22 protein-coding genes are annotated in these 25,570 nt (G+C 71.4%); 11 read left to right on the top strand and 11 right to left on the bottom strand.

Annotated elements, in window-relative coordinates; genetic code table 11:
- Together ACIPTO_RS33525 and ACIPTO_RS33520 are read left to right on the top strand one after the other, a co-directional pair.
- The coding region (locus ACIPTO_RS33525) for a cbb3-type cytochrome c oxidase subunit I (RefSeq protein WP_401198396.1) at window positions 1-681 on the top strand (681 nt) is incomplete at its 5' end.
- The gene (locus ACIPTO_RS33520; protein WP_401198394.1) at window positions 678-1,034 is read left to right on the top strand and encodes a hypothetical protein; all 357 of its coding nucleotides are present in this window, start codon (window positions 678-680) and stop codon (window positions 1,032-1,034) included. The genes ACIPTO_RS33525 and ACIPTO_RS33520, both read left to right, overlap by 4 nt.
- 71 nt (window positions 1,035-1,105) lie before the next feature.
- Here ACIPTO_RS33520 and ACIPTO_RS33515 read toward each other — a convergent pair whose 3' ends face one another.
- Window positions 1,106-3,064 (bottom strand): ricin-type beta-trefoil lectin domain protein, encoded by a 1,959-nt coding sequence (locus ACIPTO_RS33515; protein ID WP_401198392.1) that lies wholly within the window; start codon window positions 3,062-3,064, stop codon window positions 1,106-1,108.
- A gap of 176 nt (window positions 3,065-3,240) precedes the next feature.
- Between ACIPTO_RS33515 and ACIPTO_RS33510 the strand changes: the two genes are divergently transcribed.
- Window positions 3,241-4,467, top strand: a complete 1,227-nt coding sequence (locus tag ACIPTO_RS33510) for a glycosyltransferase (protein ID WP_401198424.1) — start codon at window positions 3,241-3,243, stop codon at window positions 4,465-4,467.
- Here the strand turns inward: ACIPTO_RS33510 and ACIPTO_RS33505 are convergent.
- Window positions 4,464-4,862, bottom strand: coding sequence for a VOC family protein (locus ACIPTO_RS33505; RefSeq protein ID WP_366324375.1), 399 nt, complete (start codon window positions 4,860-4,862; stop codon window positions 4,464-4,466). The two genes, ACIPTO_RS33510 and ACIPTO_RS33505, sit on opposite strands and share 4 nt — an antisense overlap.
- Before the next feature lie 101 nt (window positions 4,863-4,963).
- On the opposite strand from ACIPTO_RS33505, the gene ACIPTO_RS33500 reads away from it, so the two are divergent.
- Window positions 4,964-5,950, top strand: a complete 987-nt coding sequence (locus tag ACIPTO_RS33500; protein WP_401198389.1) for a helix-turn-helix transcriptional regulator — start codon at window positions 4,964-4,966, stop codon at window positions 5,948-5,950.
- Here ACIPTO_RS33500 and ACIPTO_RS33495 read toward each other — a convergent pair.
- The gene (locus tag ACIPTO_RS33495) at window positions 5,947-6,600 is read right to left on the bottom strand and encodes a TetR/AcrR family transcriptional regulator (RefSeq protein ID WP_401198422.1); all 654 of its coding nucleotides are present in this window, start codon (window positions 6,598-6,600) and stop codon (window positions 5,947-5,949) included. The genes ACIPTO_RS33500 and ACIPTO_RS33495 overlap by 4 nt on opposite strands.
- Before the next feature lie 173 nt (window positions 6,601-6,773).
- A complete protein-coding gene (locus ACIPTO_RS33490) occupies window positions 6,774-8,630 on the bottom strand; it encodes a cellulase family glycosylhydrolase (protein WP_401198387.1) in 1,857 nt (618 codons plus the stop codon).
- Between the two features lie 283 nt (window positions 8,631-8,913).
- Between ACIPTO_RS33490 and ACIPTO_RS33485 the strand changes: the two genes are divergently transcribed.
- On the top strand, window positions 8,914-10,047 hold the full coding sequence (locus ACIPTO_RS33485; protein ID WP_401198385.1) for an XdhC family protein: 1,134 nt from the start codon (window positions 8,914-8,916) through the stop codon (window positions 10,045-10,047).
- A 135-nt stretch (window positions 10,048-10,182) separates the two neighbouring features.
- On the opposite strand, the gene ACIPTO_RS33480 is transcribed toward ACIPTO_RS33485, so the two are convergent.
- The gene (locus ACIPTO_RS33480; protein WP_401198383.1) at window positions 10,183-10,686 is read right to left on the bottom strand and encodes a metallophosphoesterase family protein; all 504 of its coding nucleotides are present in this window, start codon (window positions 10,684-10,686) and stop codon (window positions 10,183-10,185) included.
- A gap of 124 nt (window positions 10,687-10,810) precedes the next feature.
- Here ACIPTO_RS33480 and ACIPTO_RS33475 point away from each other — a divergent pair, with 124 nt between their 5' ends.
- The 5 genes from ACIPTO_RS33475 to rfbC all read left to right on the top strand — a co-directional run bounded on the left by ACIPTO_RS33475 (window position 10,811) and on the right by rfbC (window position 16,099).
- On the top strand, window positions 10,811-11,272 hold the full coding sequence (locus tag ACIPTO_RS33475) for a MarR family transcriptional regulator (protein WP_366324365.1): 462 nt from the start codon (window positions 10,811-10,813) through the stop codon (window positions 11,270-11,272).
- Window positions 11,269-12,666 (top strand): MFS transporter, encoded by a 1,398-nt coding sequence (locus tag ACIPTO_RS33470; RefSeq protein ID WP_401198381.1) that lies wholly within the window; start codon window positions 11,269-11,271, stop codon window positions 12,664-12,666. The genes ACIPTO_RS33475 and ACIPTO_RS33470 overlap by 4 nt, the downstream gene beginning before the upstream one ends.
- A gap of 58 nt (window positions 12,667-12,724) precedes the next feature.
- Window positions 12,725-13,318 carry a hydrolase gene (locus tag ACIPTO_RS33465; RefSeq protein WP_401198379.1) on the top strand — a complete coding sequence of 198 codons (594 nt, stop codon included), beginning with the start codon at window positions 12,725-12,727 and terminating at the stop codon, window positions 13,316-13,318.
- 135 nt (window positions 13,319-13,453) lie between these two features.
- On the top strand, window positions 13,454-15,421 hold the full coding sequence (locus ACIPTO_RS33460; protein WP_401198377.1) for a glycosyltransferase: 1,968 nt from the start codon (window positions 13,454-13,456) through the stop codon (window positions 15,419-15,421).
- Between the two features lie 69 nt (window positions 15,422-15,490).
- Window positions 15,491-16,099, top strand: a complete 609-nt coding sequence (rfbC, locus tag ACIPTO_RS33455; protein ID WP_401198375.1) for a dTDP-4-dehydrorhamnose 3,5-epimerase — start codon at window positions 15,491-15,493, stop codon at window positions 16,097-16,099.
- On the opposite strand, the gene ACIPTO_RS33450 is transcribed toward rfbC, so the two are convergent.
- The 6 genes from ACIPTO_RS33450 to ACIPTO_RS33425 all read right to left on the bottom strand — a co-directional run bounded on the left by ACIPTO_RS33450 (window position 16,089) and on the right by ACIPTO_RS33425 (window position 22,706).
- On the bottom strand, window positions 16,089-16,892 hold the full coding sequence (locus ACIPTO_RS33450) for a class I SAM-dependent methyltransferase (RefSeq protein ID WP_401198373.1): 804 nt from the start codon (window positions 16,890-16,892) through the stop codon (window positions 16,089-16,091). The two genes, rfbC and ACIPTO_RS33450, sit on opposite strands and share 11 nt — an antisense overlap.
- Complete coding sequence (gene rfbD, locus ACIPTO_RS33445; RefSeq protein WP_366324353.1) at window positions 16,889-17,770, bottom strand: dTDP-4-dehydrorhamnose reductase; 882 nt, start codon at window positions 17,768-17,770, stop codon at window positions 16,889-16,891. Before rfbD ends, ACIPTO_RS33450 begins: the two co-directional genes overlap by 4 nt.
- Entirely contained in the window at window positions 17,770-18,741 is a 972-nt protein-coding gene (gene rfbB, locus ACIPTO_RS33440) for a dTDP-glucose 4,6-dehydratase (protein ID WP_401198370.1), read from the bottom strand. Before rfbB ends, rfbD begins: the two co-directional genes overlap by 1 nt.
- The gene (locus ACIPTO_RS33435; RefSeq protein WP_366324349.1) at window positions 18,738-19,805 is read right to left on the bottom strand and encodes a glucose-1-phosphate thymidylyltransferase; all 1,068 of its coding nucleotides are present in this window, start codon (window positions 19,803-19,805) and stop codon (window positions 18,738-18,740) included. The genes rfbB and ACIPTO_RS33435 overlap by 4 nt, the downstream gene beginning before the upstream one ends.
- A gap of 91 nt (window positions 19,806-19,896) precedes the next feature.
- Window positions 19,897-20,181: a hypothetical protein gene (locus tag ACIPTO_RS33430; RefSeq protein WP_401198420.1), complete on the bottom strand. Its 285-nt coding sequence runs from the start codon at window positions 20,179-20,181 to the stop codon at window positions 19,897-19,899.
- A gap of 80 nt (window positions 20,182-20,261) precedes the next feature.
- The gene (locus ACIPTO_RS33425; protein WP_401198368.1) at window positions 20,262-22,706 is read right to left on the bottom strand and encodes a SpoIIE family protein phosphatase; all 2,445 of its coding nucleotides are present in this window, start codon (window positions 22,704-22,706) and stop codon (window positions 20,262-20,264) included.
- A 217-nt stretch (window positions 22,707-22,923) separates the two neighbouring features.
- Here ACIPTO_RS33425 and lanKC point away from each other — a divergent pair, with 217 nt between their 5' ends.
- Entirely contained in the window at window positions 22,924-25,524 is a 2,601-nt protein-coding gene (gene lanKC, locus ACIPTO_RS33420) for a class III lanthionine synthetase LanKC (RefSeq protein WP_401198366.1), read from the top strand.
- Window positions 25,525-25,570: the final 46 nt, after the last annotated feature.

Below are 25,570 nucleotides of genomic sequence, written 5' to 3'. Positions count from 1 at the left end.
GTACCGACCGGCGTGAAGTTCTTCAACTGGATCGGCACCATGTGGAAGGGATCGCTCTCCTTCGAGACCCCGATGCTCTGGGCCACCGGCTTCCTCATCACGTTCGTGTTCGGCGGCCTGACCGGCGTGATGCTCGCGTCCCCGCCGCTGGACTTCTCGACCTCGGACTCGTACTTCGTCGTCGCCCACTTCCACTACGTCGTGTTCGGCACCGTCGTGTTCGCGATGTTCTCCGGCTTCCACTTCTGGTGGCCGAAGATGACCGGCAGGATGCTCGACGAGCGCCTGGGAAAGCTCACCTTCTGGACGCTGTTCATCGGCTTCCACGGCACCTTCCTGGTCCAGCACTGGCTGGGCGTGAACGGGATGCAGCGCCGGATCCCCGACTATCTGGCGGTGGAGGGCCTCACGACGCTCAACACGGTGTCGACGATCTTCTCGTTCCTGCTGGGCCTGTCGATCCTGCCGTTCCTCTACAACGTGTGGAAGACGGCCAAGTACGGCAGGAAGGCCGAGGCCGACGACCCCTGGGGCTACGGCCGTTCACTGGAGTGGGCGACCTCGTGCCCGCCGCCGCGCCACAACTTCGTCACGCTCCCCCGCATCCGCAGCGAGTCCCCCGCCTTCGACCTCCACCACGCCGACATCCCGGCCCTGGAAAGGGAGTTGGCGGCCCGGTGACCGCGATGGACGAGCATCCCGTCGACACCGGGGCCTTCCTCAACGACATCGAGGGCCATCTGCTGATCGCCGCCGCCCGCGCGGAGGGCCGTACCGCAGCAGCCCGGTTCACGGAGCGGCTCGACTGGCTCGCCGAGGGGCAACGGGCCGAGGTGGAGGGGCAGTTCGAGGCGGAGTACCTGGCCCTGGCCCGGCTGTCGTGGCAGCGGACGGCCGAGCGGGGCCGTCAACTGCGGGACGAGTACGAGGAGACGTACCGGCGACTGCGGCAACGCGCCGTCGCGTGGTGCCTGTTGGGGTGTGCCCTGCTGGCGGCGACGGGCCTGGTCGTCCTCGCGCTCGCGCTCGCCTAGGAGCGCGTGTCCCGCCGGTCCTGTCGACCGGCGGGACGATGTACTGCGCGGCCGGTACGTGCGGACAGGCCCTAGGTCAGGGTCCACTTCTGATTGTCCGCCGTGCCGCAGGTCCACAGGATCAGCTGGGTGCCGTTGGCCGTGGCGGCGCCGGACGCGTCCAGGCAGAGGCCCGCGTTGACGTTGGTCAGCGTGCCGTCGGAGTTGGCGGTCCACTTCTGGTTGTTCTGACCGTTGCAGTCCCAGATGACGACCTTCGTGCCGTTGGTGGTGCCGTTGTTGTAGGCGTCCAGGCACTTGGTGCCGTAGACCACGAGTTCCTTGCGGGAGGTGTACGTCCATGCCTGGTTCTGGCCGCCGTTGCAGTCCCAGATCTCGGCCTGGGTGCCGTTGGTGATGGTGTTGTTGTAGACGTCGGCGCAGCGGCCGGACTGTGTGCCGACGACCAGGGAGCCGTTGGTGCCGGGGATCGGCTGGACGTTGACGGTCCCCAGTGTCGGCAGTGAACTGCCGCTCAGGGTAAGGGAGTTGGCCGATCCCTTGGACAGGTCGGCCTGTACCGAGACCGTGCCCGCGTTGGAGCCGGTCGGCGGGAAGGAGACCGCCGTGGCGGTCTGTCCGTTGACCTGGAGGGTGCCGGTGACGGCCGTGGAGCCGGTGTTGGTGTAGGTGACGTCGACGACGTTCAGGCCGGTGCTCGCCGCGCCGACGCCCGTGTACCTGCCGGTGGAGGTGGCGGTGTAGGTGGTGCTCGCCGCCTCGGTGCCGCCGCTGATCCGCAGGAACACGGAGCCGCCGGCCGGGACGGCGGCCGTGTAGCTCGTGCCGTAGGAACCGACGGTGGCGCGGGACCACAGGTCGCGGACGGTGGCGGACGCGGTGGTCAGGCCGAGGTCGGACCAGCGGACGGTGATGTTCTGGGCGGTGGAGGTGCGGTTGAGGAGGGTGACCGCGCGGTTGCCGAGGCCGGAGAGGACCTTGCCGTAGACCTGGAGTCCGGTCGTGTCCTCGGCGACCTTGACGCCCTGGAGTCCGCGCGGGTCCTGGTCGACCGCGATCACCTCGGGGTTGGTGAGGATACCGGTGGTCTCGGCGGTGAGGGTCGTGAGGTCGTTGCCGGCGAGGAGGGGGGCGCCGGAGATCGCCCAGAGCGCCATGTGGGTGCGGTTCTGGGCGGCGGTGAGGCCGGGCATGCCGACCATCAGCATGTCGGGGTCGTTGTAGTAGCCGGTGTGCTGGGCGGCCGGGTGCAGGCCCTGGTCGAAGTTGGAGAGCATGTTGGACGTCGACGGCGAGTTGCCGTAGTAGATGATGTCCGTGCTCGTGCGGTACATGGGGGCCAGGCCGGGAGCCCAGTTCCAGGGGTTCTGGTTGCCCCAGTTGCAGATCGAGAGGGTCAGCGCGCGGCCCGTGGTGGCGGTGGCCCTGGTGACCGAGGCGCTGATCGCCTTGTACGCGGTCGCCGCGTCGAGTCCCTCGGCGTCGCCGCCGCACCAGTCGACCTTCACGAAGTCGAAGCCCCAGCGCGAGAACTGGAGCATGTCCTGGTCGTAGTGGCCCTCGCTGCCGGTGTTGGCGGCGGCGGGGCGGCCCGTCGGGTAGTAGTAGCCGCAGCCGTTCGCGCCCGCGTCGGTGTAGATGCCGGCCTTGAGGCCCTTGCTGTGGATGTAGTCGGCGATGGCGCTCATCCCGCCGGGCCACTCGCTGGTGTCGACGGTGATGTTGCCCGCGCTGTCGCGGGTGCCCTGCCACCAGCCCTCGTCGATGTTGATGTACTGGTAGCCGGCCGCCGGGAGGCCGGCGGCGACGAACGCGTCGACCTGCTTCTTGATGACGGTGTAGTCGATCTTCGCGGCGAAGGAGTTCCAGGAGGCCCAGCCCATCGGGGCGGTGGGCACGGCGACCTGACGGGTCGTCGAGGCGACCGGGGCCGCCCGGAGGGGGTCCACGGGCGCGGGTCCGGCGACGAGAAGCAGGGTGAGTACTGCCGCGGCCGTCGCCAGCGCGCGCAGGACGAGGGTGCGAAACATACGGCTCCTTTGCCGATTTTCGAGATCTCGAACAAGGATCGGGTTATCGAACCGAACGGCGCGCTGAACGTAGAGCCACCGGAGAACTAAGTCAACGGCTGTGACACGAGGGGCACTTGGCGTCCCCCACTCCTCGGCCACCGGACGGGATACTGACCCGCGTGCGCGTAGCGATCATGACGGCGGGATCCCGGGGCGACGTGGCCCCCTACACCGGACTCGGACAGGCCCTGGTCCGCGCGGGACACGAGGTCACCCTCGTCACCCACGCGGCCTTGGCGCCCCTCGTGGCGGGATCGGGCGTCGGCTTCCATCCCCTTCCGGTGGACCCCCGGGCCGAGCTGGAGTCCTCGCGGGGGCGCGGGCTGCATCGCAGCGCCTCCGGTGCGGGCAAGCTGCTGCGGGTCGTCGGGATGGCGCGGGCCCTGGTCGGACGGATGACCGACGACCTGCTGACGGCCGCCCGGTCGAGCGATGTGCTGTTGCTGTCCAGCTCGTTGGGGCCGCTGGGACACACCATCGCCGAGGGGCTGTCCCTGCCGAGCATGGGCGTGTACCTCCAACCCATCGCGCCCACACGGGAGTTCGCCCCGCCGGTGCTCGGCGGCGGCTCCTGGGGCGCGGTCGGCAACCGGGTCGCCGGGCGCGGGGTGAACCGCGCGGTGGAACACGTCTTCGCCGCCGCCGTACCGGAGTTGAGGACCCGCCTGGGACTCCCCCGCAGCCGCCCCGGCGCCGCCCTCCGCACCCGGGAACGGCAGGACTGGCCCGTCCATCACGGCTTCAGCCCACTGATCGTGCCCCGCCCGGCCGACTGGCGCACCGGGCTCACGGTGGCGGGCTACTGGTGGCCGTACGACGGCGACGCCCGACTCCCGCCGGAGCTGGACGACTTCATCGACGCCGGTCCGCCCCCGGTCTTCGTGGGGCTCGGCAGTGCCACGGTGCCCGATCCGCAGCGGCTGAGCGCCGAGATCGTGCGGGCGCTGCGCCTGGCGGGGCTGCGCGGGGTGATCCAGCGCGGCTGGGGCGGGTTGGCGGCGAGCGGCGACGACGTCCTGACCGTCGGCGAGGTCCCGCACGCGGCGCTGTTCCCCCGGATGGCGGCCGTGGTCCACCACTGCGGTGCGGGCACGACCGCGGCCGGGCTGCGCGCCGGGGTGCCCGCCGTACCGGTGCCGATCCAGTTCGACGAGGGCTTCTGGGCCGCGCGCCTGGTCGCCCTGGGGGTGGCGCCCCGCGCCGTGCCGCTGCGCGGACTGACCGCCGCGTCCCTCTCGGCCGCGCTCGTCCGGGCCGTGCGGGAACCCGGCCGCGCCGAGCGGGCACGGGACCTCGGCGCCCGGGTGCGCGCCGAGGACGGGTACGCGCCCGTGCTCGCCGCGCTCGACGCGCACGCCTAGCGCTGCTGGCGCCGCAGGGCCTCGGGGGTGACCGGCGTGAAGAGGTTGATCAGGTTGCCGTCGGGGTCCCGGAAGAGGAGGGAGCGGTTGCCCCACGGCATCGTGGTCGGCTTCTGGACGATCTCGCAGTCCAGGGGCGCCAGACGCTCGAACTCGGCGTCGACGTCGGCGACGCGGAACTCGGTGATCACCGAGTGGTTGGCGGCGGGGCGCGCGGAGCCGGCGCCGAACAGGGCCACCGTACGCGTGCTCGCGATCGCCAACGTGCAGGCGGGCGTGGTCAGTTCGGCGAAGTCGGGGGTCGACCAGGCGGCCGTGACGCCGGTGACCTGTTCGTAGAAGCCGACGAGGCGGGCGACGTCGTCGGTGATGACACGGATCGAGACGAAGTTCATGAGGGTCTTCCTGTCGGATGCGGTGCTGCCGGAAGGGGTGTCTCCCACGCTAGGACCGATACCGGACAGCTTTCGCCCGGTATCCGAGGCAGACTTTCGGGGTGACCACTTCGACCGCGCGCGTGCTCGCCCTGCTGGAGATCCTCCAGGGCGGTGGCCTCCGTACCGTCCCCGACCTGGCCGCCCGGCTGGGCGTCGACGAACGCACGGTCCGCCGCTACGCCGGCCATCTGCTGGAGCTGGGCGTACCGGTCGACTCCGTGCGCGGTCGCTACGGCGGCTACCGGCTCGCCCCCGGCTATCGGATGCCGCCGCTGATGCTCACGGACGAGGAGGCCCTGGCCGTCGTCCTGGGGCTGCTGGCAGGTCGTAGAGAGGGTCTCGTCACCACGTCAACGGCGGCGGGCGAGAGCGCCACGGCGAAACTGCTGCGGGTGCTGCCCGCAGCCCTGCGCCGACGGCTCGACGCGCTGCTGGACACGGCCGACTTCACCGCGCGGTCCCGTGCCGCCGTCGCCCCGGAGACGGAGGTGCTCCTCGAACTCGCGGAGGCCGCGCTCCACCGGCGGCCGGTCGCCGTCGCCTACACCGACCGGAAGGGCCGGGCGAGCGACCGTACCGTCCTGCCCTACGGCCTCGTGGCGCATGCCGGGCGGTGGTATCTGACCGGGGCGGACCCCGCCGACGGGGCGGTGCGCACGTTTCGGCTGGACCGGATCACGGGCCTGCGCGTGGAGTCCGGCTCGTTCGACGTCCCGGCGGATTTCGACCCGGCGGCCACGGTGCTGGACAGCCTCGCGAGCACGCCGTGGACCCACGATGTGGCGGTGCGGATCCAGGGCGGCATCCCGCATGTCCGCGCGCGTCTGCCGCCCGGGATCGCCACCCTGTCCGCGCCCGCCGACACGGCGGAGGACGGCTGGGTCCACGTCCGGATCCGGGCCGAGCGGCTGGAGTGGATCCCGGCCGTGCTCGCCGCCGTGGACCGGCCGTTCGTCGTCGAGCGGCCGGCCGCGCTGCGCGATCTCGTACGGGCGCTGGCCCGCCGCCTGGACGAGTACGCGACGGCCGACGACGACTCGGACTAGCCGTTCCAGCCCGGTGGCCGCATGATGCCGAGCAGTTGCCGGACGAGTTCCTCGACGACCTCGTCCAGGGTGGCGTCGACCCAGCCCGCGCTCCAGTCGTGGAGGAGACCGTTGACGCTGCCGATGAAGGCCGTCGCGGCGATGCGGTAGTCGCGGCGGGCCGCTTCCCCACGCCGGGCCGCGGCCTTCGCCTCGCCGCAGATGAGGTTGATCCAGCGGGCGCGGCGGGCCAGCCGCTGTTCCTCCAGCCGGGGGCTGACGCCGATGATCTCGACGAAGGTGATGCGGATGCGGCGCGGGTCGCCGGTGACGTTCGCGGCGTAGGCCTGGAAGATCGCGGTGGAGCGCTCGGCGAGCGGCTGGCCCTCGACGGCGGTGAGCGCGGTGAGGACGGCCTCCTCGGCCCAGTCGTTGACCAGCAGGTGGAGGGCGGCCAGCACGTCCTCCAGGCTGCGGAACTCCTCGTAGAACTGCCGGGTGGACAGGCCCGCGGCCTCGCTGAGCGCGGCGACGGTCGTGGCGCGGTAGCCGGGGCTGTCGCCGAACAGCTGGAGCGCGGCGTCCAGGAAGCGTCCGCGCCGCTCGGCCTGCCGTTCCTCGGCGGACTTGCCGCCGTAACGACCGGTCGGCGCCTTGAGCCTGCCCGCCACTGTCATACCCCTGTCTCGTTGCCCACCGGCCAATCTTGTCGTGTCCGTGGTCTTGCGGAAAAGAGCGCTCCTTCCCCACTTCTCGTCAAGTTCACTCCGAATCCGTGTGTGTCCGGATGTCTTCACACACCGAAAGGGCGCCGGCCCCAGGGAGGACCGGCGCCCCGTGACGGTCAGCTGTGCGCCGCCGCCCAGGCGGTCAGTTCGGACCTGGCCGCGTTCAGGAGCGTCGAGGAGGGGCTCGTCGCTCCGTTGGTGATCAGGGCGTAGTGCAGGGTTCCCGAGCCGGTGGCGGAGAGCAGCAGACGGCGGCTGCCGGTGCCGCCCGGTTCGGCGGCGTAGCCGATGGGGGTCGACGACGTGTACGCCGGAACGCCCGAGAGGGCTCCCAGGTCGGAGACCACGGTGGTGGACGCGGCCGGGAAGGACGCCGGGAGGTGGAGTTCGGTCGGTGCGGTGGAGCTGTTGGAGCGCCACATCAGCAGGCCGTACTGACCGGAGCCGACCAGTGAGGACACGTTCGGGAGCGAGCTGGGGACCGGGTTCCAGGTCAGGGTCGTCGAGCCGTCGCGGGAGCGGTCCTCGTAGGTGAAGGCGACGGTGGTGCCGGCGGTCGCGCTCGGGTAGATCCGGTCGAGCAGCCGGGCGTCCTGACGGAGCGTCACCGTGCCGGAGTCGGTCATGTCGACGGCGGAGAGGTCCTCGTCGTTCCAGGCGTCGCCGGAGGTGAGCACCTTGGCGGGGTTGTCGTTCATCAGCTCGTCGTGGCGGCCGTTGTAGATGTCCCACTGCCATTGCGTGCCGGAGAGGACGGGACCGGAGCCGGCCGGATTGGACCACCAACTCGCGCCCGGCAGCCGGGAGTCGAGGGCCTGGTACATCGCCTTGAGGACGGTGGGCGCCTTCCCCGCGACGGTGCCGGACAGCGGATGCCCGAACTCGCTGACGACGGCCGCGGTGCCGGCCGCGGCGGCCCGGTCGCGGACCGTCCCGAAGTCGGTCGCGTACTGCCCGTCGGCCGCGTTGCCCCACATCAGGATGCCGGAGATCGCCTTCTGGTCGTAGAAGTGGGTGTTGAAGACGTACCGCGACCCGAGGGTGCCCGCGTCGAGGAGTCCGCCCACCTGCACCTGCGAGGAGATGTTGGAGTTCCAGAACAGGTTCGGCTCGACGAGTGCGGGCTTGGCGCTCCAGCCGGCCGCGTCCATCCGGGCCCGGAACTTCACGTAGAACGGCCAGAGCAGGTTCTGCTCCCAGGTACGGCTGGTCTGACCGGAGTCGTAGGTGCCCGCGAAGGGCTCGTTGTACGGGTCGAAGCCGACGACACCCGCGAACTCGTCGGTGCTCAGGTGCTGTTGGATGTACGTCATCGTCGACTGCGCGGTGACGAGGAAGGCGTCCTGGAGGCCGTAGTTGTTGTGCCAGAAGTCGTACTGCGCCTTGGTCACGGCCGTGTTCTGGGTGATGTTCTGACCCCAGAAGAGACAGATCCCGCAGGACTCCTGCGGGTAACTCCCCAGTGCCACGGCCCACTTGGGGGCACCGTCACCGGTGTACCAGCTGCCGCTGTTGAACAGGTAGCGGGAGTAGAGGTCCTGGTGGAAGTCGGGGTAGACACGGATCCCGGCGTCGAGGAACGCCTGCATCTGCGCGGTCGCCGCGGCCAGGTAGGTGGTGTCGACCTGGCCGCGGACGGGTTCCGCGTGGGCCCAGGACAGCAGGAAGCGGACCGAGTTGCCGCCGCCGAGGGCGCGCAGCGCGGTCGCCGACTTCTTCGCGTCGGCGACCGACGCGAAGGGGAGGCCGCTGTTCTCCTCCAGCTTGGTCTCACCGGAGACGTTGTAGCCGCGCAGCACGACCTGGCGGCCGTAGCCGTCGACGAAGCTGCCGTTCTGCACGGTCAGCGCAGAGCCGTCGAACCAGAGGGAGTCGGTGGGAGTGGCGGCGGTCGCGGGACCCGCGCCCGCAACCGACAGGAATCCGCAGAGGACAACCAGGATCACGATCAAACGCGCCCGGACATTCGTCATGTCCACTACAGTCCGGGGAATTCCGGACACTGTCAACACTTCTGACTCACGAGTAAGTATGCGCGCCACCAGCCCTGTTGACACATCGGGAGACCACTCCGGCCCGCGCGCACGAGCCGCGGACACCGCATCCTCCCCATGCCTCGCGCATGATGCCGGGGCTCGGGGACCAGGCGTGGGACACGGTCCCGGCCAGGAGGCGAGGGCGTGGCGTTCCGGTCCGGCCGAGGGACTGGATGCGACGCTTGCGGCCTTCCGGCGGTGGTGGTGACAGGAGCCGAGCATGCGTGACCTTCTCCCGGTGCTGAGCCGCTGGTATGCCGCGGGTGCCCCGTTCGGCCTGGCCACGGTGGTCGCCGTCAGCCGCAGCGCGCCGCGGGAACCCGGGGCGGCGATGGCGGTCGGGCCGGGCGACGAGGTCGTGGGGAGTGTGTCGGGCGGGTGCGTGGAGGGGGCGGTCTTCGAGCTCGCGCGGGAGGTCGTGGCCGACGGCGAGGCCCGGTCGGCGACCTTCGGGTACAGCGACGCGGACGCCTTCGCGGTGGGACTCACGTGCGGCGGGGAGATCACCGTGCTGGTCCGGCCCGTCACCCCCGAGACCGATCCCGCGTTCGGGGCGGTGGCCCGATCGGTCGCCGCGGGTGAGCCGGTGACCGTGGCGACAGTGGTCGACGGGCCCGCGGTCCGGGGAACCACGCTTGCCGTCTGGGCGGAGGGCGCGGGCGGCGGCGATGGTGGTTCCGGGGTGTCCGGCACCCTCGGCACCACCGGCCTGGACAGCGCGGTGGCCGCCGACGCCCGGGGTGAACTGGCGCTCGGGGCGACCGGGTTGCGGCACTACGGGCCTCGTGGCGAGCGGCGCGAGGACGCTGTCGCCGTGTTTCTGCACTCCTTCGCGCCGCCGCCCCGGATGCTGGTCTTCGGCGCGATCGACTACGCGGCGGCGGTCGCCCGCATCGGTGACTTCCTCGGCTACCGGGTCACCGTGTGCGACGCCCGCCCGGTGTTCGCCACGCCGACGCGGTTCCCGGCGGGCGTGGAGGTGGTCGTGGACTGGCCGCACCGCTATCTGCACGACACGGACACCGACGAGCGGACGGTGATCTGCGTCCTGACCCACGACCCGAGGTTCGACGTACCGCTGCTGGAGGAGGCGCTGCGCCGGCCCGCCGCGTACATCGGGGCGATGGGCAGCCGCCGCACGCACGAGGACCGGATGCGGCGGCTGCGCGAATCCGGCCTGGACGAGGGCGGGTTGGCCCGCCTGCGGTCACCGGTCGGACTGGACCTCGGCGCCCGTACGCCCGAGGAGGTGGCGGTGTCGGTGGCCGCGGAGATCGTCGCGCTGCGGTGGGGCGGCACGGGGGTGCCGTTGACCGGGGCGGCGGGGGCGATCCATCGGAGTGCGGGACGGTGACGGGGACCGTGGTTTGACCGACGGCGTCGACCACGACCTCCAACAGCCCGCGCTGGAACGGCAGTTGGCCGCCACACCGACCGCTCACTCACTCACCCGCCCACCCGTCCGCCTGGACCGGCGCCCGTGTCCCGGTCAGTTCCTCGGCGGCAGCCGATGCAGCACGACGTCCGTCAGCGCGCCCTCCTCCACCGTCGCCGTCATGTACGTGCAGTGCGGCTGACGGCGTCGGTCCGTCGGGGAGCCCGGGTTCAGCAGGCGCAGTCCGCTCTCGGCGGTCGTGTCCCAGGGGATGTGGCTGTGTCCGAAGACGAGGACGTCCAGGTCGGGAAAGCGGGCCGCGCAGCGTGCCTCGCGGCCCTGGGCGGGGCCCGTCTCGTGGACGGCGCCGAAGCGCAGGCCGTCGAGTTCGATGTGGGCCACCTCGGGGAGTCGGGCGCGGAGCGCGGGGCCGTCGTTGTTGCCGTGGACGGCGACGAGCCGGCGGCTGTGGCTCTCCAGGAGGTCGAGCGTCGCGGTGTCGACCCAGTCGCCGGCGTGGAACACCACGTCGGCGCGCGGGAGTTCGGCGAGGAGTGGCGCGGGGAGTTCCCTGGCGCGCTTGGGGAGGTGGGTGTCGGACATGAGCAGCAGGCGCACGGTCCCAGGGTAGGGGTGGTGCGGCCGACGTCGAGGAGGCGTGCGCGGAGTCGTACGAGATCCGCAGTCCAGGCTGTTCAGTCGCGACTGGACAGTTCCGCCTGACGAGTTCTACGGTGGATGTATGGAACACGTACCTCTTGAGACACCGGCGGGAGTCTCCGGCTCGGCGGCGCGGTCCGCCCGTGACCTGCGGGTCGTGCTCAGTCGGCTGCGCCGCAGGATCCGGGAGGTGGCGACCGACGAGGACCTCACCCCGTCGCAGGAGTCGGCGCTCACCCTGGTCGGCAAGCACGGCGCGGCGACGGCCAGCGCCCTGGCGTCCGCCGAGGGAGTCCGACCGCAGTCGATGGCCGCCACGCTCGCCGCCCTCGACCAGCACGGCCTCATCCGCCGCAGCCCCGACCCCGACGACGGCCGCAGGCACCTGGTGACCCTCACCGAGGCGGGCCGCGCGCGCATCGAGGACAACAGGCAGCTGCGCTCGGAGTGGCTGGCCCGCGCCTTCGAGGACCGGTACACGGAGCGGGAGCGGCAGACCATCATCGAGGCGCTCGGGCTGATGGAACGGCTGTCCGAGCAGTGATACCGAAGCTCACCCAGAACCCCCGGGCCTCCCGCCCCGCACCGAGCGGCTTCGACCGGCGCCTGATCGCGCCGATGGTCCTCGGTTCGGTGCTGAACCCGATCAACTCCTCGATGATCGCCGTGGCCCTCGTGCCCATCGGCGTCGCCTTCGGGGCCCCGCCCTCGGAGACGGTGTGGCTGGTCTCGGCGCTGTATCTCGCCACCGCCGTGGGACAGCCGGTCATCGGGCGGCTCGTCGACATGTACGGGCCGCGGCGGCTCTATCTCATCGGTACGGCCCTGGTCGGCATCGCCGGTGTGACGGGCGCCCTCGCTCCGTCGCTCGGTGTGCTGATCGCCGCCCGGGTCCTGCTGGGGTTCGGCACCTCGGCCGCGTATCCGGCCGCGATGCAGCTGACCCGCGACGAGGCCGAGCGCACCGGCAAGGACAGCCCCGCCGGTGTCCTCACCGCGCTGGCCGTCTCCGCGCAGACGGTGTCGGTGATCGGGCCCACGCTCGGCGGCTTCCTCATCGGCGTCGGCGGCTGGCGCGCCATCTTCACCGTCAACGTGCCGCTGTCCCTGGCCTGCCTGGTCCTCGGCGCGCTGCGACTCCCGAGGACGGGCCGGGACACGGCGGACGCCCGGCGCGACGTCGACCCGCCCGGCATGCTCCTGTTCGCCGTCATGCTGGTCTCGCTGATGATGTTCCTGACCGCCCCCAGGCTCTCCGAGTGGTACCTCCCGGTCCTCTCCGCCGTCGCGGCCGCCGCCTTCGCGCGGCGCGAACTGCGCGTCCCGGAACCCTTCGTGGACCTGCGCGTCCTCGGCGGCAACCTCCCCCTGGTGACCACGTACGTCCGCCAGTTCCTCGCCTACACCACGTCGTACGCCTTCCTCTACGGCTACACGCAGTGGCTGGAGGAGGGGCGCGGGCTCAGCGCCTCCAGCGCCGGGCTCGTCCTGCTGCCGCTGTCCGCCACCGCGCTCGGCGTCTCCTCCCTCACCGGGCGCCGTGAGGCGGTCCGCGCCAAGCTGCTCGTCGGCGGTGCCGTCCAGGTCGTGGGCTGTGCCGCGCTGCTGCTGGTGGACTCCGGCAGCCCGGTCTGGCTGCTGCTGGCCGTCGGCGCGGTGCTGGGCGTCCCGCAGGGCCTGCTCGGACTGGCCGGGCAGAACGCGCTGTACCGGCAGGCCGAGCCCGCGCGCATCGCGTCCGCCGCCGGACTGCTGCGCACCTTCATGTACCTCGGTGCACTGGCCGCGTCGGCGGCCACCGCGGCCTTCTTCCCGCACCGCGCCGACACACCGGGGCTGCACGGCCTGGCCCTGTTCATGGCCGCCGGTTCGGCGCTGCTCCTGGTGATCACGCTGCCCGACCGTTCGCTGCGCACCCTCACCCCGCACACTGCCTGACCCCGCAAACCGCCTCCTGACCCACGGAATCCCCCGTATCTCCTGAAAGGCCTTTCCCATGGCACCCACCACGCTCGACCCGCGTACCGCCCTCGTCGTGATCGACCTCCAGGGCGGCATCGTCGGCGCCCCGACCCAGCCGTACAGCGGTCCCGAGGTCGTCGCCCGTTCCGTCGGACTCGCCGACGCCTTCCGGGCCGCCGGCCTTCCGGTGGTCCTGGTCCGGGTCAGCTTCGCCGAGGACGGCGCGGACGCCGTGCCCGGCCGTACCGAGCAGCAGCGTGCCGGTGGCGGGGCCCGCCCCGAGGGCTGGGACGTCATCGTCGACGAGCTGGCCGGGCACCCCTCCGACATCCGGATCACCAAGCGGAACTGGGGCGCCTTCCACGGCACGGACCTTGACGTGCAGCTGCGCCGTCGCGGTGTCACCCAGATCGTGCTGACCGGCATCGCCACCAGCATCGGCGTCGAGTCCACCGCCCGTGCGGCCCACGAGCACGGCTACCACGTGACCCTGGCCACGGACGCGATGAGCGACCTGGACGCGGTCACGCACATCAACAGCATCGAGCGGATCTTCCCGCGGCTGGGCGAGACGGGCACCTCCGCCGAGATCCTGGAGCTGTTGGCAAAGACCCATATGCAGAACTGATTTTACCTATGTCTGGTGAACCAATACCCAACACCGGCCCAATGGAAGGCATCGGGACGGGGCGGGTTAGCATCAGCCCACCGCGCCGTTCCACAAAAGGGGACGGGTGGCGCAAACAAGGGGGCTGAAAACCGGATGTCGGTCAAAGTCAGTGTCGTCGTCCCTGTATACAACCCAGGGCCTTATATCGAGGATTGCATTTCCTCTCTCCTGAGGCAGTCGCTGCCCAACGATGAGTACGAGGCGATCTTCGTCGACGACGGCTCGACGGACGGCACGCCCGCTCGGCTCGACGAGATCGCCGCCGAGCACCCCCATATGCACGTCATCCACCAGGAGGCCTCGGGCTGGTCGGGCAAGCCCCGGAACGTCGGCATCGCCGCGTCCCGGGGCGAGTTCGTCATGTTCGTCGACAACGACGACTACCTCGGCGACGAGGCCCTGGAGCGGATGTACGAGTACGGCGTGGCCAACGGCGCCGACGTCGTCGTCGGCAAGATGGCCGGCAAGGGCCGCGCCGTGCCGGTGGAGCTGTTCCGCAAGAACCATCCGCACGCGTCGGTCGAGACCGCGCCGCTGATGGACAGCCTCACCCCGCACAAGATGTTCCGCCGCGCGTTCCTCGACCGCATCGACCTGCGGTTCCCCGAGGGACGTCGGCGTCTTGAGGACCACGTCTTCGTGACGGAGGCCTTCCTCGCCGCGGACAGCGTCGCCGTGCTCAGCGACTACGTCTGCTACTACCACATCAAGCGCGAGGACGCCTCGAACGCCGGCTTCCAACGCTTCGACCCCGTCGGCTACTTCAAGAACCTGCGCGAGGCCCTCGACGTCGTCGAGAAGTACACCGAGCCCGGTGCGGCCCGTGACCGGATCTTCCGCCGCTGGCTGCGCGTCGAGATGACGGAGCGCCTCGGCGGCGGCCGTCTGCTCCAGGCCCCGGACGACTACCGCCGCGACCTCCTCAAGGAGATCCGCGGTGTCATGACCGAGCGCTTCGGCCCCGGCGTCGCGGCCGGTCTCGGCCCCCGGCTGCGGGTCGTCGCCGCCCTCGCCGCGGCCGACCGCTACGACGATCTCGTCGACCTCGCGAAGTGGGAGTCCTCCCTCAAACCGAAGGCGGTCCCCGGCGAGATCGAGTGGCGGGACGGCAAGCTCCTGGTCCACTACCAGGCCGAGTTCGTCATCGACGGCAAGCCGGCGGTGTTCCCCGCCGAGGGCGCTCCCGCGCCCAAGCACCCGGAGCCGAAGACCCTCGCCGAGGCGACCGGCATGCTCACGGCCGACGCCACCCACGCCTTCAAGAAGGCGACGGCCGACCTCGTCGTCCGTGAACGCACCAGCGCCGCCTCGCACTTCCAGCCCGTGCAGATCTCGCGCGAGACGGTCGCCGACGGCGACGGCGTCCGCCTGGTCCTGCACGCCACGGCCACCGTCGACCCCGCCACCGCGGCCGGCGGCTCCCCGCTGGCCGGCGGCCTCTGGGACACGTACGTCCGTGTCGTCATCGGCTCCTGGAACAAGGAGTGCCGCCTCGGCCCGGTCCCGCAGCACGGCGAGAACGCCGGGCACGCCGGTGTCGTCGGCGGCCAGATCCTGCTCCCGTACTACACGGAGCCGCACGGCAACGTCTCGCTCGACGTCGACAAGGCGAGCACCCGGCTCGGCCTCGCCGGCCTCAAGCCCGGCGACTTCACCGTCACCGGCGCCCGCGTCGGCGTCCTGCTCCCCTTCCACGTCCCCGCCACCACCGACGTAGTGCTGCGGCTGACCCACACGTCGTCCGGTACGACGCTGGACGTGCCCGGTGTGGTCTCCCCCGAGTCCTCCGGCGCACGGCTGGCCGCCGAGGTGCCGGCCGCCGAGCTGAAGGACGCGGCGTGGAACGCGTCGGTGTGCCTGGCCCCGTCCGCCGCCGGGCAGCGCTTCCTCGCGCTGCCGGTCCGGCTGACCGGTGACGCGGGCGGTATCCGGGTGGAGGCGGCGCCGAAGGCCCCCAAGTCCGCCGAGCCGAAGCCCGCGCCGAAGCCGGTGGCCGCCAAGGCCAGGCCGGGGCTGGCCCGCCGGGTGGCCCGCAGGCTGAAGCGCGCCCTGAACAGGTAGGGGTACCGGCGCCCGTCGCGGTGTCCGGACAAACAAGCAGTGCCCGAGCGAGTCGGAGGACAAGAGAACGTGCGATCACTGGGAATCGAAGGCGCCTGGGTCCTGGAACCCAAGGTCTTCCCTGACGACCGGGGCAGTTTCCACGAGTGGTACCGCGGCGAGGAGTTCCGCGAGGCCACCGGGTACGACCTGGCTCTGTCCCAGGCCAACTGCTCGGTCTCGCGGCGCGGTGTGGTGCGTGGAGTGCACTTCTCCGACGTACCGCCGAGCCAGTCGAAGTATGTGAAGTGCGTGCGCGGCGCGGTCCTCGACGTGGTCGTGGACATCCGCGTCGGCTCTCCCACGTTCGGTCAGTGGGAGGCCGTCCGGCTGGACGACGAGACTCAGCACGCCGTGTTCCTCGCGGAGGGTCTCGGGCACGCGTTCATGGCCCTGACCGACGACGCGACGGTCATCTACCTCTGCTCGACGGGTTACTCGCCCGGGCGCGAGCACGGGATCAACCCGCTCGACCCGGCGCTCGGCATCGCCTGGCCCGAGGGCTTCGAGCCGGTGCTGTCGGAGAAGGACGCGAAGGCGCCGACACTGGCAGAGGCGGAGCAGTCAGGACTTCTTCCGTCCTACGCGGACTGCTCCGCCTACTACGAGCGACTGCGGAGTGGCCGGCTCAGCGACTGACGCTGAGCTGCTCCACCGCGCGGCGCAGGGGCTCCCAGCCGCGGGACCGCTTGGTCCCGCGGTCCCGCGCTTTGGCGAGGGGGCCCCAGAAGCCGGCCCCGAGCAGCGCCTCGGGCTTCACCGCGGTGGTGCGCTCCAGGATCGCCTCGGGCACCTTCTGCGGGTCCGGGACCTCGAACTCGGCGACGATCTCGTCGTACTCGTCCTTGAGGACCGTGCTGGTGGGGTCCGCGCCGAAGACCACGAGCTGGCCGGTGGGCTGCGTGTCGACCAGGACCGTCACCAGGTCGGGACGGTAGCGGGCGAGGATCTCGACCAGCTTGTAGACGTCACCGGTCCAGGCGTCGGTGTGCCGGTCCCGGGCCGCCTCGTCGATGCTGCGCGGCAGCATGTCGTCGAAGACGATGACGCTGGCCCAGTCCGAGTGCTTCTCCACGTTGATGAAGTCGCGCAGCGCGTACTCGAACAGGTGCATGCCGTCGATGAACGACAGGTCCAGCGTGGTGGTCCGCCACCAGCCCAACGGGCTGCGGTTGCGGGCCAGTTGACGCAGGGGGTGCCTACCGCCGCGCAGGTGGACCAGCGGGTTGTCCCGAGCGAAGAAGTCGTCGCTGGTCGCCTTGGCCAGGTGAACGTCACAGCGGATCTCCGTGACCACCTTGAACGCGGGATCGATCGCGACGCTGGGTACCCGGGAGAGCGTCAGGCTGCGGCCGTCGTTGACGCCGATCTCCAGGTAGTTGCGGTTCGCTGTTGACTTGTGGAGCCCCCGCAGGAACTCATGACGTTTCACGAAGAAATCTCCTTGCGGATGTGAGGAAGTGCTTCGTGCAGGGCGGACCGCCAGTCCCTCGGCGGTTCCAGTCCGACCTCCCGCCACCGCTCGTGCCCGAGGGCGCTGTAGGCGGGGCGGGGCGCGGGACGGACGAAGGCCGCGCTGGTGGTGGGGCGTACACGCTCCGGATCGGCGTCGATGAGCCGGAACACCTCCTGCGCGAAACCGTGCCAGCTGGTCTCGCCGGAGCTGGTCGCGTGGAACACCCCGTGCGCGCCCTCGACGCGGCCGACACGGGCGCCAAGATCGGCGATCCGAACGGCGACGTCGGCGGTCCAGGTCGGTTGACCGCGCTGGTCGTCGACGACGTCGAGAGTGTCGCGACGTGCCTCCAGCCCGATCATCGTGCGGACGAAGTTACCCCCACAGGCTCCGTACAGCCAAGCCGTGCGCACGACCGCGCTCGCGCCGGGCAGTTCCGTCAACACGGCCTGCTCTCCGGCGAGTTTGGTCCGGCCGTACGCGGTGCGGGGCGCGGTGGGATGGGTCTCCGGATACGGCGTGCTGCGCTCCTCGCCGTCGAAGACGTAGTCGGTGGAGACGTGCACCAGCCGCGCGCCCGAGGCGGCGCAGGCACGGGCGAGGAGCCGGGGCCCCTCGCCGTTGATGCGAAGGGCCCGCTCCTCGTCGGTCTCGGCGTCGTCCACGGCGGTGTAGGCCGCGCAGTTCACCACCACGTCGGGGTGGTGCTCCGCGAACGCCCGGTCCACCGACGCCGGGTCGGTGATGTCCAGGGCGGCGCGGTCGAGACCGACGAACTGCTCACCGCGCCGGGCGAGTTCGTCCAGCACATCGTGGCCGAGCATCCCGCCGGCACCGGTGACCAGCCACTTCATCAGCCGCGCTCCACCCGTGCCTTGAGGGGCTCCCACCAGGCCCGGTTGTCGCGGTACCAGGCGACGGTGTCGGCCAGGCCCGTGGTGAAGTCGTGCTTCGGGGTGTAGCCGAGCTCGTCGCGGATCTTGGACCAGTCGACGGAGTAGCGCAGGTCGTGGCCCTTGCGGTCCTCGACGCGCTCGACCCGGTCCCAGTCGGCGCCGCAGGCCTCCAGGAGGAGACCCGTGAGCTCCTTGTTGCTCAGCTCGGTGCCGCCGCCGATGTTGTAGACCTCGCCGGCCCGGCCCTTGGTGCGGACCAGCTCGATGCCCTGGCAGTGGTCTTCGACGTGCAGCCAGTCGCGGACGTTGAGGCCCTCGCCGTAGAGCGGGACCTTCTTGCCGTCGAGGAGGTTGCTGACGAACAGCGGGATGACCTTCTCGGGGAACTGGTGCGGCCCGTAGTTGTTCGAGCAGCGGGTGACGCGCACGTCCAGGCCGTGGGTGCGGTGGTAGGCCAGGGCGAGCAGGTCGGAGGACGCCTTGGACGCGGAGTACGGCGAGTTGGGCGCGAGCGGGTGGGTCTCGGGCCAGGAGCCGGACTCGATGGAGCCGTAGACCTCGTCGGTGGAGATGTGCACGAACGGGGTGCTGTAGCGCAGGGCTGCGTCCAGCAGGACCTGGGTGCCCACCACGTTGGTGCGGACGAAGTCGGCGGCGCCGTTGATCGAGCGGTCCACGTGGGACTCGGCGGCGAAGTGGACGACCTGGTCCGCCTCGGCCATCAGCTTGTCGACCAGTTCGGCGTCGCATATGTCGCCCTGGACGAACTCGAGGCGCGGATGGCCGAGTTCGAGGTTCTCGAGGGTGCCCGCGTACGTGAGCTTGTCCAGCACCGTGATGCGGGGCGCGTCAGGGGCGTCCGAGGCGAGGAGCGTGCGGACGTACGTGGAGCCGATGAAGCCGGCGGCGCCGGTGACGAGGAGATTCATGAACGGATCTGCACCTTGCTGTGGTCTCCGAGAACGAGGCGGTGGGCGCTGGGTACCCCCGGAGCGGGGGTCACTTCGACGTGCTTGCCGATGAGCGAGGACTCGATCCGGCCCACCCCGGCGATGGACGAGTCCTGCAGCACTATGGAGAACTCCAGCTCACTGTCGGTGATGCTGCAGTTCTCCGCGACCGAGGTGAACGGTCCGACGTAGGAGTCGCTCACGACGGTCCCGGAACCGATGACGACGGGTCCGACGATGCGCGAGCGCTCGATGCGCGCGCCTTCCTCGATGACCACGCGGCCGATGGTCTCGGACGCGTCGTCGACGGCGCCGTCGATCCGGCGGTCCATGCTCTCCAGGACGGTCCGGTTGACCTCGAGCATGTCGACGACGTTGCCCGTGTCCTTCCAGTAACCGTGGATGACCGAGGAGCGCACGTCGGCGCCGTCGTCGATCAACTGCTGGATGGCGTGGGTGATCTCGAGTTCGCCGCGCCAGGAGGGCTTGATGGCGCGGACGGCGTCGTGGATGGCGGGCGTGAAGAGGTAGACACCGACCAGAGCGAGGTCGCTCTTGGGGTGCTCCGGCTTCTCCTCCAGGCCGATGACCTTGCCGGATTCGCTGAGTTCGGCGACGCCGAAGGAGCGGGGGTCGGGCACGTGGGTGAGCAGGATCTGCGCGTCGGGCTTGTTGGACCGGAAGCCCTCCACGAGTCCGGTGATGCCGCCGACGATGAAGTTGTCGCCGAGGTACATCACGAAGTCGTCGTCGCCGAGGTACTCGCGCGCGATCAGGACGGCGTGGGCCAGTCCGAGGGGGCGGTCCTGCGGGATGTAGGTGATCTTCAGGCCGAACCTCGACCCGTCGCCCACCGCCTCCTCGATCTCCGCCGCGGTGTCACCGACGATGATGCCGACCTCGGTGATTCCCGCGTCGGCGAGCGATTCGAGCCCGTAGAAGAGGACGGCCTTGTTGGCCACCGGGACAAGCTGTTTTGCCGATGTGTGTGTGATCGGCCTCAGACGGGATCCAGTGCCGCCGGAGAGAACGAGAGCCTTCATCGCTTCACCTTAGCGTCATCTTTCGACGCGCATCGTTCCTCCCTATGTACGTTTGTTACGACCAGCCGACAATGAGCCATACGTCAGGTATCTAAGGCGCCGTAGGGCCGGAAATACCGCCCGCCGCGCGTTGTACGTCCGCCTCGACCTCGGCCCGGTCCAGGTCCTCGTCCTTGGCGTACTCGTTCAGCGCCGCCTGGGCGTCGCGGGCCAGGTCGCGCCAGGCCCGCCAGGCGGTCTCGTAGGTGTCGGTCTGGGACTCGGTCCAGGATTCGTGGGCGGGGGCGCCCAGGGAGTCGCGCATCTCCTGGACCCGGGCGCGTGCCGCCTGGGCCGCGCGCTGCTTCTCGACCAGCTCTTCGAAGGTGTGTGCCACAAGCAGGCAGCCCATCACGCCGGTCCCGCGCGACCGCTCCGACCTGCCGTCACATGCCGTAGAGGCACCCGTGCGGCCGTCTAGCGGTCGAGGGCCACCTCGGCCCACACCTGTTTGCCGCCGCTCACCGGCACGGTGCCCCAGGCCGCCGACATGGCCTCGACGAGGAGGATGCCGCGGCCTCCGGTGGCCTCCCAGCCGATGCTGGTCGGTTTGACCGGGGTGCGCGGCGAGGAGTCCGCCACCGCGACGCGGAAGCGCCGGCCCACGAGGGTCAGGTCGAGGCGGACCGGGCCGTCGGTGTGCACCAGCGCGTTGGTGACCAGCTCGGAGACCACCAGGAGGATGGTGTCGGTGTCCTCGGTGACGCCCCAGGTGCGCAGGGTGCGCCGGGTGAAGCGGCGGGCGTGCCGGGCGGCCTCGGGGACGCGCCAGACCGTCCAGTTCTCGCGTCGCGGGCGGGTGGCGAGGCCGTCGTAGCGCATGAGGAGGAGGGCCACGTCGTCCTCGCGGCGGGCGTTGCCCAGCAGGGCGTCGGCGACGAGACCGAGGTGGGCGGGGTCAGAGACGGCGAGGCCGTGGGCGAGGCGGTCGAGGCCCTCGTCGATGTCGGCCTCCTTGGACTCGACGAGGCCGTCGGTGGTGAGGGCGACGACGGTGCCGGGCTGGAGCCGGAGGGGGCTCATGGGGAACTCGCCCTGGACCACCACGCCGAGCGGCGGCCCGCCCTCCGCGTGGGGGATCTCGGTGCTGCCGTCCGGGTGACGCAGGACGGGGGGCAGATGACCGGCGCGCACGTACCAGGCGGAACCTTCCGCCAGATCGACGTCGACGTAGCAGCAGGTCGCGAAGAGGTCGGTCTCCAGGTCGATGAGCAGGCGGTTGGCGTGCGAGACGACGACGTCCGGAGGGTGTCCCTCGACGGCGTAGGCGCGCAGCGCGGTGCGCATCTGGCCCATGAGGGTGGCGGCGCCCGCGTTGTGGCCCTGGACGTCGCCGATGACGAGGGCGACGTGGTTGTCGGGCAGCGGGATCACGTCGTACCAGTCGCCGCCGACCTCCAGCCCGGCGGTGGTCGGCAGATAGCGGGCCACGGCGACCGCGCCGGGCAGGGTCGGCAGGCGGCGCGGGAGCAGCTGGCGCTGGAGCATGCCGACGAGTTCGTGTTCGGCGTCGAAGGCGTGGGCGCGCATCAGGGCCTGGCCGGCGAGACCTGCGGAGGCGGTGAGCAGGGCGCGTTCGTCGGGGCCGAAGACGTGCGGGGCGTCCCAGCCGATGAGGCAGGCACCGGAGACGCGCCCGCCCGCGGAGAGCGGGAGGACGGCGAGGCCGCCGGGTCCGACCTCGGCGAGGGCGGGTTCCAGGTCGGTGCCGGCGGGCCAGATCGCGGCGCGGCCCTCGCGCAGGGCGGCGGCGAGGGTGGGCATGGTGCGCACGGGCGCGTCGGGCCATTCGCTGCGCCACTCCAGGCGCCAGAGTTCGGGCCAGGCCTCGGGTTCGGGCGGGTCGAGGACGGTGACGACGAGCCGGTCGCCCTCCAGTTCGGCGAGCGCGATGCGGTCGGCGCGCAGCGGTTTGCGCAGGGCGGCGACGACGGCCTGGCTGACGTCACGGACCGTGCCGGCCATGGCGAGGGCGGCGGCGAGGCGCTGGACGCGGGCGACGTCGTTGACGCCGGAGCGCAGCTGGGAGGCGTCGCCCACGGTGCCGACGAGGCGGGCGGGGCGGCCGTCGCCGCCGGGCAGGAGCCGGCCGCGCAGCCGGAGCCACTTGGGTGTTCCGGAGGGCTGCAGGACCCGGAACTCCAGTTCGCGGTCGCCGATGGCCATGTGGTCGGGCTCGACGACGGACATCAGCGAGGGCAGGTCCTCCGGGACGGTCATCCCGAGGAGGGTCTCGACCCTGCCGTCGAAGTCGTGCGGGTCGAGTCCGAGCAGGTCCAGGACCTCGTCGCCGATCTCGACCCGCCCGGTGTCCATGGCCAGGTCGAACGCGCCCGCCGCGAGGTCCTCGCCCGCGCCGGTCTCGCCGGGTACCGGGATCGCGACCGCCTCGGCGATGAGCGCGAGGCAGGCGCGGTCGTCGGCGCCGAAGCCGTCCGGGCGTTCGCTCACCACGAGCAGACAGCCACCGCCGCCGTCACCGCGCACGGGCAGCGCGGCCAGGTGGAACTCGGCCGAGGGCAGCCGCCGCGAGTCGCAGCCGGCGGCCAGTTCGGCGGGGCCGAGCCACACCGCGTGCCCGGCGCGCCACGCCTCGGCGGCCGGCGCTCCCCCGGACGCCGGATACCCGTCCCGCAGTCCGTACAGGGTGCGGGGCACGCCGACCGACTCGGCCAGGCACAGCAGGTCGCCGTCGGCTCCGGGGGTGTAGACCGCGGCGAAGCTCGCTCCGGCGAAGACGAGGGCCTGTTCGAGGACGCGGCGCAGCCGTTCGCGGGGGTCGAGGTCGGCGGTGAGCGTTTTGAGCGCGAGTTCGGCACGCGGCGTCCGCGTTCCGCGTCCCTCGGCGCCCTCACTGACCACGTCCGCAATTACAGCGCTTATGTGCCGACTGCGCAGCCCCTGTGACCGTTCCGTGGCGATGAGGGACCAGATGGCCCCTCTTCCACCCTCTTCGGGCTCGAAAGGTGCCGAACAAGTCTTTACGCGTGCGTACCGCACAGGTTTCTCGTGACAGCCGTGACTGTCCTCCTCCGCGGCCCGGCTGGGAGATTCGAGCCGGACCACGAAGGGGGACGACATGGACAAGCGGTACGAGGTGTACGCGCTCGCCGACAGGCACTTCTACGAGACGCCGGACCGCCTGTCCGCAGCCGGCGCGGAGAGTGCCGCGCCCCTGTTCGGGACGGCGCGCCGTGAGGTCCCGGAGGGCTGGAGCTCGGCCCGGATCGGCGACTGGCTGACGCTGACCCCGCTCGACGAGGACGGCGGCCCGCTGTCCGGGCCGGCGCAGGGCTGGAAGATCCACGCCTCGGCCACCCGGGCGAACGCGGACCGTGTCGCCGCGATCGTGTGGGACTACTGCGTGCCGCGCCGCATCCCGTTCAAGTTCGTCCCGGGCCCGCACCTGCTCCATCTGCGCAACACGAAGTACGCGGGCCGCGACACCAGCGGCAAGTTCGTCACGATCTACCCGGCCGACGAGGCCCGACTCCAGGAGATCCTGGCCGAGTTGGGCCGGCTCCTGGAGGGTTTCGAGGGCCCGTACATCCTCACCGACCTGCGCTGGAACGACGGCCCGCTCTATGTCCGCTACGGCGCGTTCGCCCGCGCCTTCGTCGTCGACGAGCGCGGGTCGCTGGTCCTGGCGGTGCGGGACGGCTCGGGCGCGCTGGTGCCGGACCGGCGGGCACCCTCCTTCCAGGTCCCGGAGTGGGTGACGCTGCCGGCGTTCCTGGAGCCGCAGCTCGCGGCGCGCAACACCACGACGGTGGGCGACCTCCCGTACCGCATCGAGAAGGCGCTGCACTTCTCGAACGGCGGCGGGGTGTACGCGGGCACCGACACCCGGGACGGACGCAAGGTCGTCCTCAAGGAGGGCCGGCCGCACGCGGGGCTCGCCTCGGACGGCGCCGACGCGATCGTGCGCCTGGAGCGGGAGAGGCTGGCGCTGGAGCGGGTCGCCGGGACCGGGGTGGTGCCCGAGGTGCGGGACTGGTTCCTGCTCGGTGAACACCGGTTCCTGGTCATGGACTTCGTCGAGGGCCGCCCCCTCAACTCCTTCTTCGCGGAACGGCACCCGCTGCTCACCCCGGACCCCGAACCGGACGCGGTCGCCGCGTACACGGCGTGGGCGCTGCGGATCCACGGGGCGGTCGAGCGGGCGGTGGAGGCGGTGCACGAGCGCGGGATCGTCTTCAACGACCTGCACATCTTCAACGTCATCGTCGCGCCCGACGAGGAGTCGGTGTTCCTCATCGACTTCGAGGCGGCGGCCCCGGCCGAGGAGAACGGCCGCCAGGTCGTCGCGCATCCGGGCTTCTTCGCGCCGCCGGACCGCCGGGGCATCGACGTCGACCGCTACGCGCTGGCCTGTCTGCGGCTGGCCCTGTTCCTGCCGGTGACCACGCTGTTCGTCGTCGACCGCGCCAAGGCCGCCCACCTGGCCGAGGTGATCGCGGGTCAGTTCCCGGACGTGCCAAGGGAGTTCCTGGACAAGGCGGTCACCGAGATCACCCGGGGCACGCACCCGGTCGCCCCCGCCTTCGTACGCCCCGGCGACTGGCCCTACAGCCGTGACTCGATGGTCAAGGCGATCCTCGCCTCGGCGACCCCGGACCGCGACGACCGCCTCTACCCCGGCGATGTCGCCCAGTTCTCCGACGGCGGCGGACTCGGCCTGGCGCACGGCGCGGCCGGCGTCCTGTACGCCCTCGACGCGACCGGCGCCGACCGTCACGAGGAGGGCGAACGCTGGCTCCTCGACCACACCGCGCCGCCTCCGGCCGGCACCCCGCTCGGTCTCTACGACGGTCTCGCGGGCGTCGCCCACGTCCTGGACCGGCTCGGCCACCGCGGGCGCGCCCTGGATCTGGTCGACGGCATCCTCGCGGAGCGCTGGCAGAACCTCTCCTCCGACCTGCACGGCGGCCTCGCCGGCCTCGGCCTGGTCCTGGGCCGACTGGCCGCCGACACCGGCGAGCCGGAGCTGCGCGAACGGGCGGCGGAGGCCGCGGACATCCTCGTACGGCGCCTCGCCGAACCGCGCCCCGCCGCCCCCCGGCGCCGGGCCGGGCTGCTGCGGGGTGCGAGCGGGCCCGCGCTGTTCCTGCTCCGGCAGTACGAGGCGACGGGCGAGACGCGCCTGCTCGACGCGGCGACCGCCGCTCTGCGCCAGGACCTCGACCGCTGTGTCGGGCAGCGCGGCGGCGGCCTGGAGGTCGACGAGGGCTGGCGGACGCTGCCGTACCTCGGCGACGGGAGCGTGGGCCTGGGCATGGTCCTGGACGACCTCCTGGTCCATGTCCCTGACGAGACAGGGGAGTTCGAGCGCGCCCGTACGGGCATCCTCGCCGCCGCGACCTCCCGCTTCTACGCGCAGCCCGGTCTCTTCCAGGGCCGTGCGGGGATGATCCTGCATCTCGCCCGGACGACCGCACCGGGCGCCGACGCCCACCGGCTCGCCGAACAGGTCGCGGGCCTGGGCTGGTTCGCGATGTCGTACGAGGGCCAACTCGCCTTCCCCGGGCACCAGATGATGCGGCTGTCCATGGACCTCGGCACCGGCACCGCCGGGTGTCTGCTCGCGCTCGGCGCGGCCTTCGGCGATGCCGAGTCGGCCCCCGGGCTGCCCTTCCTGCCGCCGCTCCGGCGGCCCCTCGAACGCGGCTCCGCGATCTGACGGAGTCGTGACACCACCACCCCGTCCCCACGACGAAAGGACATGT

It is taken from the genome of Streptomyces sp. NPDC090083 (assembly GCF_044747445.1).
In the GTDB taxonomy this organism is placed as follows: domain Bacteria; phylum Actinomycetota; class Actinomycetes; order Streptomycetales; family Streptomycetaceae; genus Streptomyces.
Note: the sequence above shows the minus strand (reverse complement) of the source record. Positions and strands in the feature narration are given on the sequence as shown.

Excerpts from the sequence above, each read along its gene's own strand:
- ACIPTO_RS33490 (WP_401198387.1), bottom strand. The coding sequence starts at position 8,630 with ATGACGAATGTCCGGGCGCGTTTGATCGTGATCCTGGTTGTCCTCTGC.
- ACIPTO_RS33505 (WP_366324375.1), bottom strand. The coding sequence starts at position 4,862 with ATGAACTTCGTCTCGATCCGTGTCATCACCGACGACGTCGCCCGCCTC.
- ACIPTO_RS33465 (WP_401198379.1), top strand. The coding sequence starts at position 12,725 with ATGGCACCCACCACGCTCGACCCGCGTACCGCCCTCGTCGTGATCGAC.
- ACIPTO_RS33485 (WP_401198385.1), top strand. The coding sequence starts at position 8,914 with ATGCGTGACCTTCTCCCGGTGCTGAGCCGCTGGTATGCCGCGGGTGCC.
- ACIPTO_RS33475 (WP_366324365.1), top strand. The coding sequence starts at position 10,811 with ATGGAACACGTACCTCTTGAGACACCGGCGGGAGTCTCCGGCTCGGCG.
- ACIPTO_RS33510 (WP_401198424.1), top strand. The coding sequence starts at position 3,241 with ATGACGGCGGGATCCCGGGGCGACGTGGCCCCCTACACCGGACTCGGA.
- lanKC (WP_401198366.1), top strand. The coding sequence starts at position 22,924 with ATGGACAAGCGGTACGAGGTGTACGCGCTCGCCGACAGGCACTTCTAC.
- rfbD (WP_366324353.1), bottom strand. The coding sequence starts at position 17,770 with ATGAAGTGGCTGGTCACCGGTGCCGGCGGGATGCTCGGCCACGATGTG.
- ACIPTO_RS33435 (WP_366324349.1), bottom strand. The coding sequence starts at position 19,805 with ATGAAGGCTCTCGTTCTCTCCGGCGGCACTGGATCCCGTCTGAGGCCG.
- ACIPTO_RS33460 (WP_401198377.1), top strand. The coding sequence starts at position 13,454 with ATGTCGGTCAAAGTCAGTGTCGTCGTCCCTGTATACAACCCAGGGCCT.
- ACIPTO_RS33515 (WP_401198392.1), bottom strand. The coding sequence starts at position 3,064 with ATGTTTCGCACCCTCGTCCTGCGCGCGCTGGCGACGGCCGCGGCAGTA.
- rfbB (WP_401198370.1), bottom strand. The coding sequence starts at position 18,741 with ATGAATCTCCTCGTCACCGGCGCCGCCGGCTTCATCGGCTCCACGTAC.